The sequence below is a fragment of the Sphingomonas ginsenosidivorax genome, from assembly GCF_007995065.1.
Lineage (GTDB): Bacteria > Pseudomonadota > Alphaproteobacteria > Sphingomonadales > Sphingomonadaceae > Sphingomonas > Sphingomonas ginsenosidivorax.
The window spans coordinates 951,397-966,288 of record NZ_VOQR01000001.1; the positions used below are offsets into that span (position 1 = coordinate 951,397).

General features: G+C 66.5%; 15 protein-coding genes. 12 read left to right on the forward strand and 3 right to left on the reverse strand.

Translation table 11 applies throughout. The features are described from left to right. Window positions 1–173 precede the first annotated feature (173 nt). The 5 genes from FSB78_RS19755 to FSB78_RS04260 all read left to right on the forward strand — a co-directional run bounded on the left by FSB78_RS19755 (window position 174) and on the right by FSB78_RS04260 (window position 6,265). Entirely contained in the window at window positions 174–344 is a 171-nt protein-coding gene (locus FSB78_RS19755; RefSeq protein ID WP_422396671.1) for a VOC family protein, read from the forward strand. Window positions 345–479: 135 nt separating this feature from the next. Further along, the gene (locus FSB78_RS04245) at window positions 480–2,735 is read left to right on the forward strand and encodes a TonB-dependent receptor (protein WP_147080256.1); all 2,256 of its coding nucleotides are present in this window, start codon (window positions 480–482) and stop codon (window positions 2,733–2,735) included. A 102-nt stretch (window positions 2,736–2,837) separates the two neighbouring features. Next, a complete protein-coding gene (locus FSB78_RS04250; RefSeq protein ID WP_147080258.1) occupies window positions 2,838–3,518 on the forward strand; it encodes a TetR/AcrR family transcriptional regulator in 681 nt (226 codons plus the stop codon). Window positions 3,519–3,618: 100 nt separating this feature from the next. After that, entirely contained in the window at window positions 3,619–4,602 is a 984-nt protein-coding gene (gene acuI, locus FSB78_RS04255) for an acrylyl-CoA reductase (NADPH) (protein WP_147080260.1), read from the forward strand. Between the two features lie 4 nt (window positions 4,603–4,606). Next, window positions 4,607–6,265: a class I adenylate-forming enzyme family protein gene (locus FSB78_RS04260; RefSeq protein WP_199743113.1), complete on the forward strand. Its 1,659-nt coding sequence runs from the start codon at window positions 4,607–4,609 to the stop codon at window positions 6,263–6,265. Between the two features lie 75 nt (window positions 6,266–6,340). Here FSB78_RS04260 and FSB78_RS04265 read toward each other — a convergent pair whose 3' ends face one another. Further along, window positions 6,341–6,547, reverse strand: a complete 207-nt coding sequence (locus tag FSB78_RS04265) for a ferredoxin (RefSeq protein WP_147080262.1) — start codon at window positions 6,545–6,547, stop codon at window positions 6,341–6,343. Between the two features lie 2 nt (window positions 6,548–6,549). Beyond that, window positions 6,550–7,860, reverse strand: coding sequence for a cytochrome P450 (locus FSB78_RS04270; RefSeq protein ID WP_147080264.1), 1,311 nt, complete (start codon window positions 7,858–7,860; stop codon window positions 6,550–6,552). Window positions 7,861–8,144: 284 nt separating this feature from the next. Here FSB78_RS04270 and FSB78_RS04275 point away from each other — a divergent pair, with 284 nt between their 5' ends. The 3 genes from FSB78_RS04275 to FSB78_RS04285 are packed head-to-tail and all read left to right on the forward strand — an operon-like array spanning window position 8,145 to window position 10,428. Beyond that, a complete protein-coding gene (locus tag FSB78_RS04275) occupies window positions 8,145–9,263 on the forward strand; it encodes an FAS1-like dehydratase domain-containing protein (protein ID WP_147084000.1) in 1,119 nt (372 codons plus the stop codon). After that, on the forward strand, window positions 9,263–10,021 hold the full coding sequence (locus tag FSB78_RS04280; RefSeq protein WP_242007993.1) for an SDR family NAD(P)-dependent oxidoreductase: 759 nt from the start codon (window positions 9,263–9,265) through the stop codon (window positions 10,019–10,021). Before FSB78_RS04275 ends, FSB78_RS04280 begins: the two co-directional genes overlap by 1 nt. Window positions 10,022–10,032: 11 nt before the next feature. After that, the gene (locus FSB78_RS04285) at window positions 10,033–10,428 is read left to right on the forward strand and encodes a nuclear transport factor 2 family protein (protein WP_242007994.1); all 396 of its coding nucleotides are present in this window, start codon (window positions 10,033–10,035) and stop codon (window positions 10,426–10,428) included. A gap of 15 nt (window positions 10,429–10,443) precedes the next feature. Here the strand turns inward: FSB78_RS04285 and FSB78_RS04290 are convergent, their stop codons facing one another. Then, window positions 10,444–10,950 (reverse strand): cupin domain-containing protein, encoded by a 507-nt coding sequence (locus tag FSB78_RS04290; RefSeq protein ID WP_147080268.1) that lies wholly within the window; start codon window positions 10,948–10,950, stop codon window positions 10,444–10,446. Between the two features lie 97 nt (window positions 10,951–11,047). Between FSB78_RS04290 and FSB78_RS04295 the strand changes: the two genes are divergently transcribed. From FSB78_RS04295 to FSB78_RS04310, 4 genes are all read left to right on the forward strand, one after another. Next, the gene (locus tag FSB78_RS04295; RefSeq protein ID WP_147080270.1) at window positions 11,048–11,842 is read left to right on the forward strand and encodes a hypothetical protein; all 795 of its coding nucleotides are present in this window, start codon (window positions 11,048–11,050) and stop codon (window positions 11,840–11,842) included. A gap of 83 nt (window positions 11,843–11,925) precedes the next feature. Next, window positions 11,926–12,657, forward strand: coding sequence for an SDR family oxidoreductase (locus FSB78_RS04300; protein WP_147080272.1), 732 nt, complete (start codon window positions 11,926–11,928; stop codon window positions 12,655–12,657). Window positions 12,658–12,669: 12 nt separating this feature from the next. Then, window positions 12,670–14,154, forward strand: a complete 1,485-nt coding sequence (locus tag FSB78_RS04305) for an aldehyde dehydrogenase family protein (RefSeq protein ID WP_242007996.1) — start codon at window positions 12,670–12,672, stop codon at window positions 14,152–14,154. A 21-nt stretch (window positions 14,155–14,175) separates the two neighbouring features. Beyond that, entirely contained in the window at window positions 14,176–14,889 is a 714-nt protein-coding gene (locus tag FSB78_RS04310) for a TetR/AcrR family transcriptional regulator (protein WP_242007997.1), read from the forward strand. Window positions 14,890–14,892: the final 3 nt, after the last annotated feature.

Here is a 14,892-nt window from a genome sequence, read left to right on the forward strand (position 1 = left end):
CCTCGCGCGTGCGCAGCGCTTCTACGATCCGATCGCGAGCATGCTCGGCGCGAGCCTGGCGTTCGAGCGGCCCGACCTGGTAGCCTATAAGGGGCAAGACGGCGCGACCCTGCTGATCGGGCTGCCCTTGGCGGGCGAGGCGACCGTGGGCAACGGCGCAGGCCGGGTTCCACGTGGCGACCCGCGGCGATGTCGATGCGATCCATGCCAAGGCGCTCGAACTGGGCGGCACGGACGAGGGCGCGCCGGGCATTCGCGGCGATGATCCAGACGGGTTCTACGGCGCCTATTTCCGCGATCTCGACGGTAACAAGCTGACGGTGTTCCGCTTCGGTCCGCCGTAGCGCGATCGTGGCGGCGATATGGGCGGGGCTCGCATTGCCGCGCCGATTTCGCGGCGTATGCAATCCTCCTGGCGATTTCGAAGACGAGACGCGCACCGGGGGAGAATGCACGTGAAGGTCATGACCTTTCGGACGATGACGTCGCTTCTGGCACTGGGCGTCATCGCGGCCGCCCAGCCGGGGGCGGCGCAGACGGTCGCAAACCCGTCTGCGCCGGCCGCCACCGCTCCGACCGACGACCTCGTGGAGCAGGGCGACATCATCGTGACCGCACAGCGTCGCGACGAGCGCGCCCGCGACGTGCCGATCTCGATCACCAACGTGACCGCGGCCCAGTTGGAGACCGCCAACATCCAGCAACTGTCCGACGTCGCGCGCGTCACGCCCGCGCTGCGCTTCGACAGTTCGGGCAGCTTTTCGCAGCCGACCATCCGCGGCGTGGGCACCGCCGTGACGACGTCGGGCGGCGGCCCGAATGTCGGCATCTATGTCGACGGCTTCTACGTCGCCAATCCCGAAGCGACCGCGTTCGACCTGACCAAGACGCAGAGCATCCAGGTCCTGAAAGGGCCCCAGGGTACGCTGTTCGGGCGCAACACGACGGGCGGCGCGATCCTGGTCACCACCGCCGAGCCGAGCATGGTGACCGCCGCCGAGTTCAAGGCGACCTATGGACGCTTCGATGCGCAGACCTATCAGGGGTATGTCACCACCGGGCTGGGGACGCGCGTCGCCGTCGATCTCGAGGGGCAGTTGCGCAAGGGCGACGGCTATTTCCGCAACCTCGCGAACGACGACCGCGATGTCGGTGCCTACCAGAACTGGTCGGTGCGCGGCGGCGTCAAGGTGCGCGTCACCGACGACCTTTCGGTGCTGCTGCGGTACACGCATTCGGAGACCGACGACCCGACGCTGCTGCTGACCAACGCCTATGTCGACAGGAACGGCGGTTCGGGCTTCTACAGCCGCGTACCGCTGGCGGCGTACGGGACGAACAGCAGCGCGGGAAAGCCGCTGGTCTATGCCTTCGCACCGCCGGCAACCTACGCCACGCGGCCGGGCGAGGTGGTCAACGTGCCGGGCACGCCGACCCGCTTCACGAACCAGACGGACGCGTTCCAGGCGACGATCAGGGCGGATCTCGGTTTTGCCGACCTGACGTCGTACACACAGGTCCGCAAGGACGATGCGGTCAACCTGCAGGACCTCGACGCCACCGCGCTTGCCCTCTTCAACATCAACCTGGGGATCGGCAACCGCACCACGACGCAGGAATTCCTGTTCACCTCAAAGCCGGGCAGCGCTCTGCAATGGACGGCGGGCCTGTACTATTTCCGCAACCGCGACACGTATTTCGTCAACGCCGCGTTCGGGCCGCCACCCTATATGCCGTTCGGGGGATCGAGCACGACGACGCGCTCCTATGCCGCGTTCGCAGACGGTACGTACCAGCTGTCGCCCAGCCTGTTCTTCACCGCAGGGCTGCGGTACGGGCACGACGTCGTGGGCGATGCCTATTTCCTGATCCCCGTGACGCAGGCGCGCTTCGACGTACCCGAGTACAAGACCAGCCGTGTCACGCCGCGCGCCGTCCTGCGCTACAAGCCCTCCGACGTCTCCAGCGTCTATGCGTCGTACAGCCGGGGCTACAAGGCGGGTATCCTCAACGTCGGCGGCGCGAGCGCAGTGCCGATCCGACCCGAGGATATCGACGCGTTCGAGATCGGCTACAAATTCGACGACCGGCGATTGTCGTTCGATCTCGCGGCCTATTACTATCGGTACAAGAACCTGCAGGTGTCGAGTTTCCAGAGCGGGCTGGCGCTGATCACCAACGCCGCGAGCTCGCATATTTCCGGGGCCGAGGCATCGGCGCGCTACAAGCTGACGAGCACGTTCGACCTGACGGCCGGCGCCGCCTATACCCATGCGCGCTACAAGGATTTCAGCCAGGCGCCGTTCTATTCCTATTGCGATCCGACCGGAACCGTCGCGGGACTGGTATGCGGCGCGATTGGGCCGGGATCGATCACGCAGACCACCAATGATTCGAGCGGCTATCAAATGCAGCGCGCTCCCGACTTCACCGCGAACGCCGGCGCGAACTATCATACCGCGCTGGCCGACGGGACGTTCAGCCTGTCGGGGAACCTCTATTACACGTCGAAATTCTATTTCGATGCGTCCAAGCAGTTCGAGCAGACGGGCTACGCGGTGCTCGCGATGCGCGCGCAATGGACCGACCCGTCGGACCGCTTCACGCTGGCGGTGTTCGGGGACAATCTGACGGGCAAACGCTATCGCAACCAGGTGCTGTTCAACACGCTGGGGATCGGTGCGGTGTGGAACGCGCCGCGGACATGTGGTGTCACGCTTGCCGCGAAGTTCTGATCGCTGCGGCGACTGCAGCGACGCGATCTCGTCCCCTCGTTTTCCGGTGGAGTCCTGCACGCAAGGCGCTATCGCAAGGACTTACGCGACAAGGAATACCGTATGACCGAACCCCGCACCCGGCGAGCCCGCGACCCGGTGGCGACGCGTGCCGCGATCCTGGAGGCCGCACGGGCGCTGATCGCGCGCGACGGGCCCGACGGCATGAGCGTGTCGGCGGTTGCCGCGCTGGCGGGGGTCAATCGCGGTACCGCCTATCAGCATTTCGCGACGCGCGAGGATCTGGTCGCGGCGACGATGCAGTCGGTGTCCGATCAACTGTTCCACGCCGCGTTCGGCGATCCGGCGACCGTCGGCGATCGCCGGGTCGAGGATGTCGACATCACGCTGCTGACGACGACGCTCGCCGACTTCGCGGTCGACAATCCCGCCTTGTGCCGGATCTGGTTTCTCCAGTTGCTCGCGTCGGACGAACCCGCGCAGGACCCGTTCTGGCGGGAATATGCCGGATCGCTGCGGCGCTTCACGGAAACCGATCTGGCCGAGCGGGGAATCGATTCCGACGTGTTCTCGATGCTGATGCTGGCGGGGAATTTCCTGTGGCCGGTCTGGACCAAGGCCCACGAGAAGACCCCGGCGCAACGGCGCGAACTCAGCCGACGGTTCGCCATCGAGAGCCTGCGACTGTCGATGCACGGCACGATGCGCGCCGAGCGCTTTCCCGAGATCGAGGCGCTGATCGCCGACCGCCGCCCCCCAAAGGCGGGGCTGCGGGCGGTATAACGGGTGGGCGATGAATCGCGGGGCTGCCATCATTTCGGTGGCGCAGGGTAGCGCGGCTCGGACAAGGTGGCCCTGTATTCGACGCCCCGGGAGCCCCAGAATGTTTGCAGCCATCCAGATCGACAAGACCGATGCCGGCCAGACGGTGTCGGTCACGCAGATCGATGAAGCCAGCCTGCCCGAAGGGGATGTGACGATCGACGTCGCCTATTCGACTCTCAACTACAAGGACGGCCTGGCGATCACCGGCAAGGGGCCGGTGGTGCGCAAGTTCCCGATGGTGCCCGGCATCGACCTGGTCGGCACGGTGCGCGAATCCTCGAACGCCGACTGGAAGGCCGGCGATACCGTCGTGCTCAACGGGTGGGGCGTTGGCGAGACGCACTGGGGCGGGCTGGGACAGGTCGCGCGGCTGAAGGGCGAGTGGCTGGTGCCGTTGCCGGCGGCCTTCACGCCGAAGCAGGCGATGGCGATCGGGACGGCGGGCTATACCGCGGCACTCTGCGTCGAGGCGATCGTCGCCGCGGGCGTCACGCCGGACAAGGGCGACGTGCTGGTCACCGGCGCGACGGGGGGTGTCGGCAGCGTCGCCGTCGCGTTGTTGGCGAAGCTCGGTTTCACCGTCGTCGCGGCGACCGGCAAGGCGAGCGAAGGCGAGTACCTGAAGCAATTGGGCGCGTCGGCGGTGATCGACCGCGCGGACTTGAGCGCGCCCGGCAAGCCCTTCCAGAAGGAGCGCTGGGCCGCGGTGATCGACTCGGTCGGTAGCCACACGCTCGCCAATGCGGTCGCGGCGACCAAATATGGCGGCGTCGTCGCGGCGTGCGGTCTCGCACAGGGGGCGGACTTTCCCTCCTCTGTAATGCCGTTCATCCTGCGCGGCGTCAGCCTGCTCGGGATCGACAGCGTGATGGCGCCGAAGGCGAAGCGGCTGCGTGCGTGGGAGCGCCTGGCGCGCGATCTCGATCCCGCGCTGCTTGAGACCATCGCGACCGAGGTCGGGCTGGGCGACGCGATCGAGGCCGCGGGCGCGCTGATCGACGGCAAGGTACGCGGCCGCGTCCTGGTCGACGTCAACCGCTGACGCCGTGACTCAGCCCCTCTCGATCGTGGCCGGGCCACCGCTGGCGGACGAACCCGGCATCGGCGCTCTGACGCTGTCCGGCTGGCTCCGCGAGGTGGTCGGGCTGTACGGGCCGAGCGAGGCGCTGGTCCTTCACGAGCATGGGGCGGAGATCCGCTGGACCTATGACGACCTGTGGGCGCACGCCCATGCGGTCGCACGCGCGCTGATCGCGTGCGCGGTCGGCAAGGGTACGCGCGTCGGTGTGCTGATGACCAACCGGCCGGAATTCCTGTCCGCCGTGTTCGGCACCGCGCTGGCCGGGGGGGTGGCGGCGACGCTGTCGACCTTCTCGACGCAGGCGGAGCTCGATCATCTCCTGCAGAGCTCGGCCTGCTCGGTCCTGCTGCTCGAACGCAGCGTGCTGAAGAAGGATTTCACCGAGGTCGTCGTTGCCCTGGAACCGGCCCTGGCGACGACGGCGCCGGGGGCGGTGGCGTCGCTGCGCTTCCCCTTCCTGCGCCATGTCGCCGCGATCGGCGGTGGTGCCGGCGCGATCGAGGACTGGGCGGCATTCCTCGCGCGGGGGGAGAGCGTCGCGCCGGAACGCGTCGATGCCACCGCCGCTACCGTCACGCCCGCCGATCCGGGCGTATTGTTCTTCTCGTCGGGATCGACCTCGAAGCCCAAGGGTATCCTCAGCGCGCATCGCGGCCCGAGTCTGCAGTTGTGGCGCTGGAAACGGTTCCTCGCGGCAAAGCCCGATGCGCGGGCCTGGTCCGCCAACGGGTTCTTCTGGTCGGGCAATTTCGCGATGATGGGGGGCACCCTGTCGAGCGGGGGCAGCCTGATCCTGCAGAAGACGTTCGATCCGGTCGAGGCGCTGAGCCTGATGGAGCGCGAACGCGCGACCATGGCGTTTGCCTGGCCGCACCAATATGCGCAGCTGGAGGGCGCGGCGAACTGGACCAGCGTCGATCTGTCGAGCCTGTATTACGTCAATGTCGCGCTGGCGAAGCACCCCACCGTGCACACGGACTGGCAGGAGCCGTGGTCGGCCTATGGCAACACCGAGACGTTCACGATCAGTTCGATCTATGATTCCGGCACGCCGGAAGCGCGCGAGGGCGTCGGCCATGGCTATCCGCTGCCCGGCAATATCTTCAAGGTGGTCGACCCGCTGACCGGCGCGGTCGTGCCGCTCGGCGAGCGCGGCGAACTGGCCGTGAAGGGCGCGACAATGATGCTCGGCTATGTCGGCGTGCCGCTTGACGAGACGCTCGATGCGGAGGGGTTCTTCCATACCGGCGACGGCGGGTTCTTCGACACGGCGGGGCGGCTCCACTGGGAAGGGCGTCTGAACGACATCATCAAGACCGGCGGCGCGAACGTCTCGCCGATCGAGATCGACGCCGTGCTGAAGGGCATGGACGGCGTGAAGGTGACGCAGACGGTCGGCGTGCCGCACGACACGCTGGGAGAACTGGTCGTATCGTGCATTGTGCCGCATGACGGAGCGGTGCTCGACGAGGACGCCGTGCGTGCATATGCGAAGCAAGCGCTCGCCAGCTACAAGGTCCCGCGGCGGGTGTTGTTCTTCGCTGCCGACGAGCTCGAGCTGACGGGCAGCGCGAAGGTCAAGACGGCGGACCTGAAGGCGCTGGTGGTCAAGCGATTGGCGTAAGCGACCGACCGGGATCGTGGGAGCGTCCGCAGGCAGCTGTGCGGCGCCCCGGCCGGTATCCTGCCATATTGGCCGTTAGGAAACGGTCGGATCGTCGCCCAGGGTGATCGCCTGGGCCGGGCATTGGCGCGCGGCGCTGCGGATCATGTCCTCGTCCTCGGGCTGGACCTCGCTCACCATGACGACGGCATAGCCGTCGTCATGGAGTTCGAAGACCTCCGGGGCGATCCCGATGCAGAGGCCGAAGCCGGCGCAGATGTCGGCATTGACGCAGACCTTCATGCTCAGCCGGCCTCCACCGGATCGAACTCGAGGTTTATGTGCGTGAGCCCACGCAGGATGAAGGTCGGAAGATAGCTGTAGCGGCGCTGCCCGGCCGGCCCGTGGACCGCTTCCGAGATACGAATGTCCGAGGTTCGGTCGAACATGCGATTGAGGCTCACCACCGTTTCCGCCCGCGCGAGGGGCGCGCCGGGGCAGGCGTGGCGACCGGCACCGAACGCCAGGTGGAGACGCGCGTTCTTCCGGTCCAGCTGGAACTCGCCGGGATCGTCGAACTTGCGCGAATCGCGGTTGGCGGCGCTGTTGGCGATATACAGGAACGAGCCCGCCGGAATGTCGACTCCGCCGACCGTCGTCGGCTTCTTCGCGAGCCGGAAGTCGCCCTTGACCGGTCCCTCCATGCGCAGACATTCCTCGACGAAATTGGGGATCAGGCTGCGGTCGTCGCGCAGGCGGCGCTGGATATCGGGCCGGTCGCCGAGGACCTGCATCGCGTAGCTGAGCAGGCGGACCGTGGTTTCCTGTCCTGCCGCGAACACGTTGGCGGCGATCCGGGCAACCTCGATCGGTTCGGGCACCGACCCGTCGGGGAAGGTCGCCTGCGCCAATCCCGTGAGCACGTCGTCCTTGGGGTTAAGCCTGCGCTCCTCGATATAGGTCGAGAACTTGCCGTAGAGCCATTCGAGCGGCCCGTGCGTCACTTCGCCATCGGTGCCCCCGACAACGGCACCGCCGCTTTCCTGCTCGACCCTGATCAGGTGCTTGCGGAACTCGATCCGGTCGGCGGCCGGCACGCCCAGCAAGTCCGCGACGACCAGGACGGCAAAGGGCTGCGCGAACGCATCCATCCATTCGCATGCACCGTTCGCGATGAAGGTGTCGATCTGCTGGTCGGCCAGCCGCCACATGAACTCCTCATTCTCCTTGAGGCGGCGTGGCGTGATCAGCGACATCAGCAGCGAGCGGTGCGCGGTGTGGACCGGGGGGTCCATCGTCGGGAGCTGGTCGTGGAACGGCGTCTGGTCGCGATACTCCTCGATCAGTGCCGAAATGTCGTCGTTTCCGCGCCCCTCCAGCGGGATCGGGCAGCCGGCGAACGGCCCAGTGGTCGACATGCAGGACGAGAAGCCGGCGGGATCGTTGTAGATCGCCAGCGCCTCGGCATAGCCGGTGACCATCACGATGCCCTGATGCGGCTCGCGCGTCACCGGGCAGACGTCTCTCAGATGGTCGAAATACGGGTAGGGATCGGCGACGAACCGGTCGCTGCGGAAGAAGTCGTGCGCTTCGAACGCATGGGTTTCGTCGTTCATGTCGTTTCCTGTTCAAAGGGCGGTATGAAAGCTGTGCACCGGCTGAAAGCATCGATCGTGACGCGACCATAGCGGCGCAGTTCGCGCGGTTGCAAAGCGCGGGCGCAAAGATCGCACGAGCGAACTCGACGGGTTGCATGCCCTAACGCTCGGGCGATGAGTGCCGCCGTCGCCTTGCGTTTTACCCTGCTGCCCCGGACAGCACTGCAAAAAGCCGACCCAGGAGCAGGCCCTTGAGCGACATTCTCGATACGTCCGATCTCGACCGCTATATCGGCAAGCCGATGCAGCCGGCGCGGATGATCGATCCGTTCGCCAACAATGACATCCGTCGGTGGGTGCAGGCGATGCACTACCCCAACCGGCTGCACTATGATGCGATGTACGGGATGCAGAGCCGCTTCGGGCAGCTGATCGCGCCGCAGTCGTTCCCGGTGACGATGGACGACGGCCATGGATCGGCGCCGTCATGCATCGGGCTGATCCCCAATTCGCACATGCTGTTCGGGGGCGACGAATGGTGGTTCTACGGCCCCCGCATCGTCGCCGGCGACCGTGTCTGGAACGAGCGGATCCCGTTCGACTACACGGTCAAGGAAACCAAGTTCGGCGGGCCGACCTGCTTCCAGCGCGGCGACAATTTCTACTATAACCAGCACGGCGATCTGGTTGCGAAACAGCGTTCGACTTCGATCCGCTACAGCCAGGCAGCGGGGCAGGCGAATACGCCGACCGACAATCAGGACGATCCGGTGTGGGGCGACGACGAGCTCGAGGCGCTGGAGGCGCGCAAGTTCGAATGGATCCGGATGCTGCACGATCTGGGGCATTCGGCGCGCTACTGGGATACGGTGAAGGTCGGCGACGCGCTGCCCGAGCGCGTGTTCGGTCCGCATTCGATCGTCAGCTTCACGACCGAGTGGCGGAGCTACACCTTCACGCAATGGGGCTCGATGCACCGGCGCACCGACCTCAACATGGCGGAACTCGGCTTTACCGGCCCCATGGCCGGGCCGGAGCAGGATCCGACCGAGGAAGCGATCAATCCGGAAAACACCGACGGCGCCTATATCGGCCCGTCGCGCGGGCATCTCTTCCCGCGCTGGGCGCGGTTCATCGGCATGCCGCGCGGCTATGGCTATGGCGCGTCGATGGGGGCGTGGATCACCGATTATCTCGCGGGCTGGGCAGGCGAATGGGGCATGGTCCGCCATTCGAACTGCAGCTATCGTAGCCCGGCGCTCACCGGCGACATCACGATCCAGACCGGGACCGTCACCGACACGTTCGTCGATGACGAAGGGCGTCATATGGTCGCGATCGAGACGAGGATGGTGAACCAGAAGGGCGCGGTGCTGGCGACGGCCAAGGCCGAGGTCGAACTGGCCAAGCGGCCGTCCTGATGGGACGGTTCTCCGGAAAGACCGTGCTGATCACGGGGTCGGCAGGTGGCCTTGGCCGTGCCTATGCATTGGCGTTCGCGCGCGAGGGTGCGCATCTGGTGCTGGCCGATCTCAAGCTCGACGGGCTGGACGAGACCAAGGCGCTCGTCGAGCTGGCGGGGGGCACCGCATCGATCCACCAGGTCGATCTGGGCGTCGAGGCGGAGATCCACGCCTTCGCGACGGCGGTGCTGGGACTGCACGACCGGCTCGATGTGCTGATCAACAATGCCGGGTTGCACGCGGGAGAGATCGCGCGCGGGTTCTTCGGTCTGGGCATGGCGAAGTGGCAGCATTTCTTCGCGGTCAACACGATCGGCCCGATGCTGCTGGCCGAGGCGGTGCGTCCGGCGCTGAAGGCGGCGAGGGGGCTGATCATCAACAAGTCGTCGATGGCGAGCTACACCCCCGCGACCGCCTACGGCATCACCAAGGCGTCGCTGAACGTCTTCACGCATGCGATGGCGACGCAGTTCGGCGCAGACCAGATCCGCTGTGTCGGGATCGCGCCGGGCTTGATGCAGACCGAGGCGGCTCGAGCGGGCGTGGCCGACGAGACGTGGGAGCGGCTGAAGGGCCTGCAGTCGGTCCAGCGTCAGGGCACGGCCGAGGATATCGCCAATCTGGGCGTGTTCCTGGCGTCCGACGAAGGGAGCTTCGTCAACAACCAGACGATTTTGTGCGACGGCAACAACCAGATGCGCGGCTTCCGATTTTGACCCCCTGCTTCGTGGACTGGCAGGCGATAGCCGAACTCAAGGCGCGTTACTGCCGGTTGCTCGATACCAGAGACTGGACGGGGTACGCCGCGTTGTTCTCGGCGGACGCGGTGCTCGATACGACCGGCTCGGGCGGACCGCGGATCGAGGGGCGCGAGGCGGCGGTCGCGATGGTCCGCGCCTCGCTCGACGATGCGGTGACGGTGCATCAGGTCCATTCGCCCGAGATCATGGTCGATGGCGATGTGGCGACCGCGGTCTGGGCGATGTCGGACCGGCTGCGCTGGACGAATGGGCGCCGGCTGGACGGCGCGGGGCATTATCACGAGCGGTACGTACGACGCGGTGGATCGTGGCTGATCGCCGAGACGCGGTTGACGCGGCTGTTCGTCGACATGCAGGGCTGAGCGCGAGGACGTCGATCAGAGGGCCGACGGGGTGACCTCGCGCGCCCAGGCCTCCCGTTTGCCGGCGACCATATCGACCGCCTTTGTCCAGAACGTCGGATTGTCCGCGAGCAGTTTGATGTCGAAGCTGTTCGACCCGCGAAATTCGAGGACCTCGACCCCGTCTGCGCCGGGGACGTAACTGTACGGCACGCCCGCGCCGACGAAGAACCCGTCGCCCTTCGCGAGCGTCTCGACCCCGATCCGCAGGCTGCCCGCGACGATGTAGTAGAGACAGTCGACGTCATGCGTATGCCGGGGCAGCGGGAAACCGCTCTTGAACCAGGCGTGCGTGAGGCTGATCCCGGGAAGCGCGAACAGCAGCTTCACCGTCGTGCCCTCGAGCATGCCGGCCGCGACCGCGGCAACTGCGCCGGTCATCTCGGTCTCGGTCGGCATCGCCTGCGACATGACCCCGCTCTCCTCGAAATCACACGCTTCGGACGCGCGGAACAGGGCGAAGCGGGGGGCGGTGGTGGCCATGCGACGAGGATGCGGCAGCGTCGGGGCACGGTCAAATCGCGCTGGCGATATGGCTTTTCACAGCCAGGCCCTAAGCCACCGGGAGCGGAGGGAACCGATGAGCCTGTACACCACGATCCATTTGCACAACGTGACCGCGGGGCGCGAGGCGGACTATGCATCGTGGTTCGACGGAGAGCATCGCGCTGCGCTCGGGGGCTTGCCCGGCTTCGTGTCGGCAGATCGCTACGAGGTGACCCCGCAGCAGATCATGCCCGACATCCCGCAGCCATGGCGGTTCATGAGCGTGTACGAATTCGATTACGCCGATCCGGCGCGCGAGCTGCCTGCGCTGTCGCCGTTGCTGGCCGACGCGCGTAAGACGGGGCTGATCGACGACGCAGACGAAAGCGAACGGATCCACAGCTACGCGATGTATTCCGACTGGGTCTCGAGCCCCAATCACCGCCCTGACCAGCCGCTGTCGCACGTCAGCATCATCCTCGCCAACTTCGTCGCCGGGCGCGAGGCGGAGTATCACAAATGGTATGACAAGGTGCATGGCCCCGAAGTGACGCGGGTGCCGGGCAAGGTGGCGATGAAGCGCGGCCGGTTGTCGCCGGTGCAGGTGGCGCCCGTACGCTATTGCCCGGGCAGCGACCTGGTATTCTGCGCGATGCAGACCGACGACCTGCTGTTCACCGTCAGAGACTTCAGTGCACGAGCGGGCGGCCGATCGCCGAGCGGCATCGCGATGCAGCCACGCTCGTCCTCGGGCTCGGTTGCGCGCACGGTCCATTACTTCCGCAAGATCAGCGGCACCGCGTTCTGGCCGGGCGGGGTGGCGTATGACGGTGACCTCTCGGTCTATCCGCCGGACTTCGCGCGGCCTGCCACGCAGATCGGCAACTGATCCATCGCGCCGACGATGCGCAGCCCCTTGTCGCGCGAGCGGTGGGCGGGGCACTTAGCAATTAAAACCAGGGGAGCGGATGCGTGGGCAAGACGATCGTGATCACCGGCGCGGGCGATGGGCTGGGACGGGCGCTGGCGCGGCGCTTCGCCGCCGATGGCGAGACGGTGGTGCTGCTCGGACGGACGCTGTCGAAGGTGCAGGCGGTGGCCGACGAGGTCGGCGGCCAGGCCATCGCGTGCAACGTCGCGGATCCGGACTCCGTACGCGCCGCGTTCGCGACGATCGCCGAGACGCACCCGAAGCTCGACGTGCTGATCAACAACGCCGGCGTGTACGAGCCGTTCACGCTCGCCGATGCGCGCGACGACCAGATCGTCAACCAGATGACCACCAATCTGGCGGGGCCGGTGTTCTGCGCCCGGTCGGCGCTGCCGCTGCTCAAGGGGGGCGGGCATATCGTCAACGTGACCAGCGAGTCGGTTGCGATCAAGATGCCGATGCTCTGGATGTATGCGGGGGCGAAGGCCGGGCTCGAGCTGGTGTCCGACATGTGGAGCCGCGAGCTCGCCGCGGACGGCGTCCGCGTCACCGTCGTGCGCGCGGGCATGATGATGGACGAGACCAAGACCGGCAGCGGTTTCGCACCGGAGGTCGCGATCAGGTTCGCCACCGAGAACGCCAAGGTCGGCATCAATCTGCGCGAGCGCCCGATCTCGCATTACAATTCGGTCACCGATGCGTTCCGCGCGGTCCTCGACATGCCCGCCGACCTGCATGTCGGGCTGGTGACGCTGACCGGTAGCCGCCGCTGATATCCCTGTTCGATGAGAGAGACGATTGCCATGACTCTTCCCGACGCCAAGCTGTTCATCGATGGCGCGCTGCGCGATGCCGAGGGCGGCAGGACGTTCGACGTCATCTCGCCCTGGACCGGCGAAGCCGTCGGCAAGGCGGCAGATGCGTCGGCCGCCGATGTCGAGGCGGCGATCGTCGCGGCCCGCACGGCGTTCGACGAGACCGACTGGTCCGAAAACGCCGAATTGCGCGTCCGACTGGTGACCAGGCTGCGCGACCTGTTCCTGGCCAGCAAGGATCGCCTGTCGGACCTCGCCAGGCACGAGGCGGGGGCGGCGTGGGGTGCGGTCGGCCGCGCGCATGTCGACATGGCGATGGAGGGGTGGGACGATTACCTCGCGGTGTTCCCTAAGGTGACGTGGGAGCGCGACTATGGCGGGCGGACCGCCTATGGTTTCGAGACGCTGCGCAAGGCGGTCTACGAACCGATCGGCGTGGTGGCGGCGATCACGCCGTGGAACGTGCCGCTGTACGTCAATGTCGGCAAGGTGGTCGCAGCGTTGCTCGCCGGCTGCACGGTCATCCTGAAACCCGCACCGGATACCCCGGGCATGGGCGCGATCTTCGGGGAACTGGCAGCGGAGGCGGGCTTCCCTAGGGGCGTGCTCAACGTGGTGTTCGGCAGCGATCCGGCGCTGGCCGGCGAGATGCTGGTCAAGGACCCGCGCGTCGACCTGATCTCCTTCACCGGCTCGACCGGAGTCGGCAAGCGGATCATGCAGCAGGGCGCCGAGACGTTGAAGCGCGTGTTCCTCGAGCTCGGCGGCAAATCCGCCAAGATCGTGCTGGAAGACGCACCCGATTTCGCGCGCGAGATCGCAACGTCGATGCTGGTCTTCCACGCCGGACAGGGTTGCGCGGTCCAGTCGCGGCTGCTCGTGCCGCGCAGCCGGTATGAGGAAGCCAAGGCGATCCTCAGCCATTCCTACGGGGCGTTCGGCGAGAATTGGGGGGTGTTCGACGAGCCCGGCCACATCATGGGGCCGGTGGTGTCGCAGCGGCAGATGGACCGCGTGATGTCCTATATCGAACTCGGCAAGCGGGAGGGGGCGACCCTGATCGCCGGCGGCAAGGCGCGACCGGACAAGGGCGGCGGCTATTTCATCGAGCCGACCTGTTTCGCGGACGTGACCAACGACATGCGCATCGCGCAGGAGGAGATCTTCGGGCCGGTCCTCGTCGTGATCCCGTTCGAGGACGACGAGGACGCGATCCGCATCGCCAATGCGAGCGACTACGGCCTGGGCGGCGGCGTCGTGTCGGCGGACTTCGATCGCGCGATGAAGATCGCCAGGCGCGTGCGGACCGGAACGATGAGCGTCAACGGCGGCATGAGCATCGCCGGCGACATTCCGTTTGGCGGATACAAGGCGTCTGGTATGGGGCGCGAATGGGGACTCGAGGGAATCGAGGAGTTCCTCGAGACGAAATTGATCGCGTGGCGTGCTGCCTGAGGTCAGAAACGGGACATGTACGTGGACGGTGCTCAGCCGATCAAGTTGGACAAGCCCAAGCGCACCGCTACACCCAAGGTGTTGAGTTACAACCTCAATGGTCAGCGACTCGGGCGAAAGGGGCGCGATACGCGCGACCGTATCCTGGCGGCGACGCACGAACTGCTCGCCGGCGCGATCGATACGCCGATCTCGCTGAGTGCGGTTGCGCGGCAAGCGGGGCTCGGGATGACCTCGCTGTATCAATATTTCACGGACCTGACGGAGTTGCTGCTCGCCGTCCTCGATCCGCTGACCGCCGAAGCGGAGGAAAGCTATCTCAAGCACCTGCGCGAGCGCTGGCCGGACGACACGCTGAACGCGCATTGCCTCGAGTTCGTCACGGCGCTGCACGGCTTCTGGCACCGCAATTCGATGCTCCTGCATCTGCGCAACGCGATGGCGGATCAGCGCGACAAGCGGATGTCGGCACAGCGCGTGCGTGCCGCACAGCCGGTCATCCTGATGCTCGTCGAGCAGATGGACCAGGACCCCGGACTGCGCGGCACGCCGGCGCAGGGCATGGCCACGGTGCTCTACACGGGTATCGAACGCGTCGTGACGGTCGCGACGGACCGGATCCTGCCGACCGTCCTGCCGGGCGAATTCTCACCCAATGTCCGCAATTTCCTGCGCGCCGAGGCACGGTTGCTCGAACTGGGGATACGCGAGTTTCGGGAAGAGGCGCGAGGCTGACCC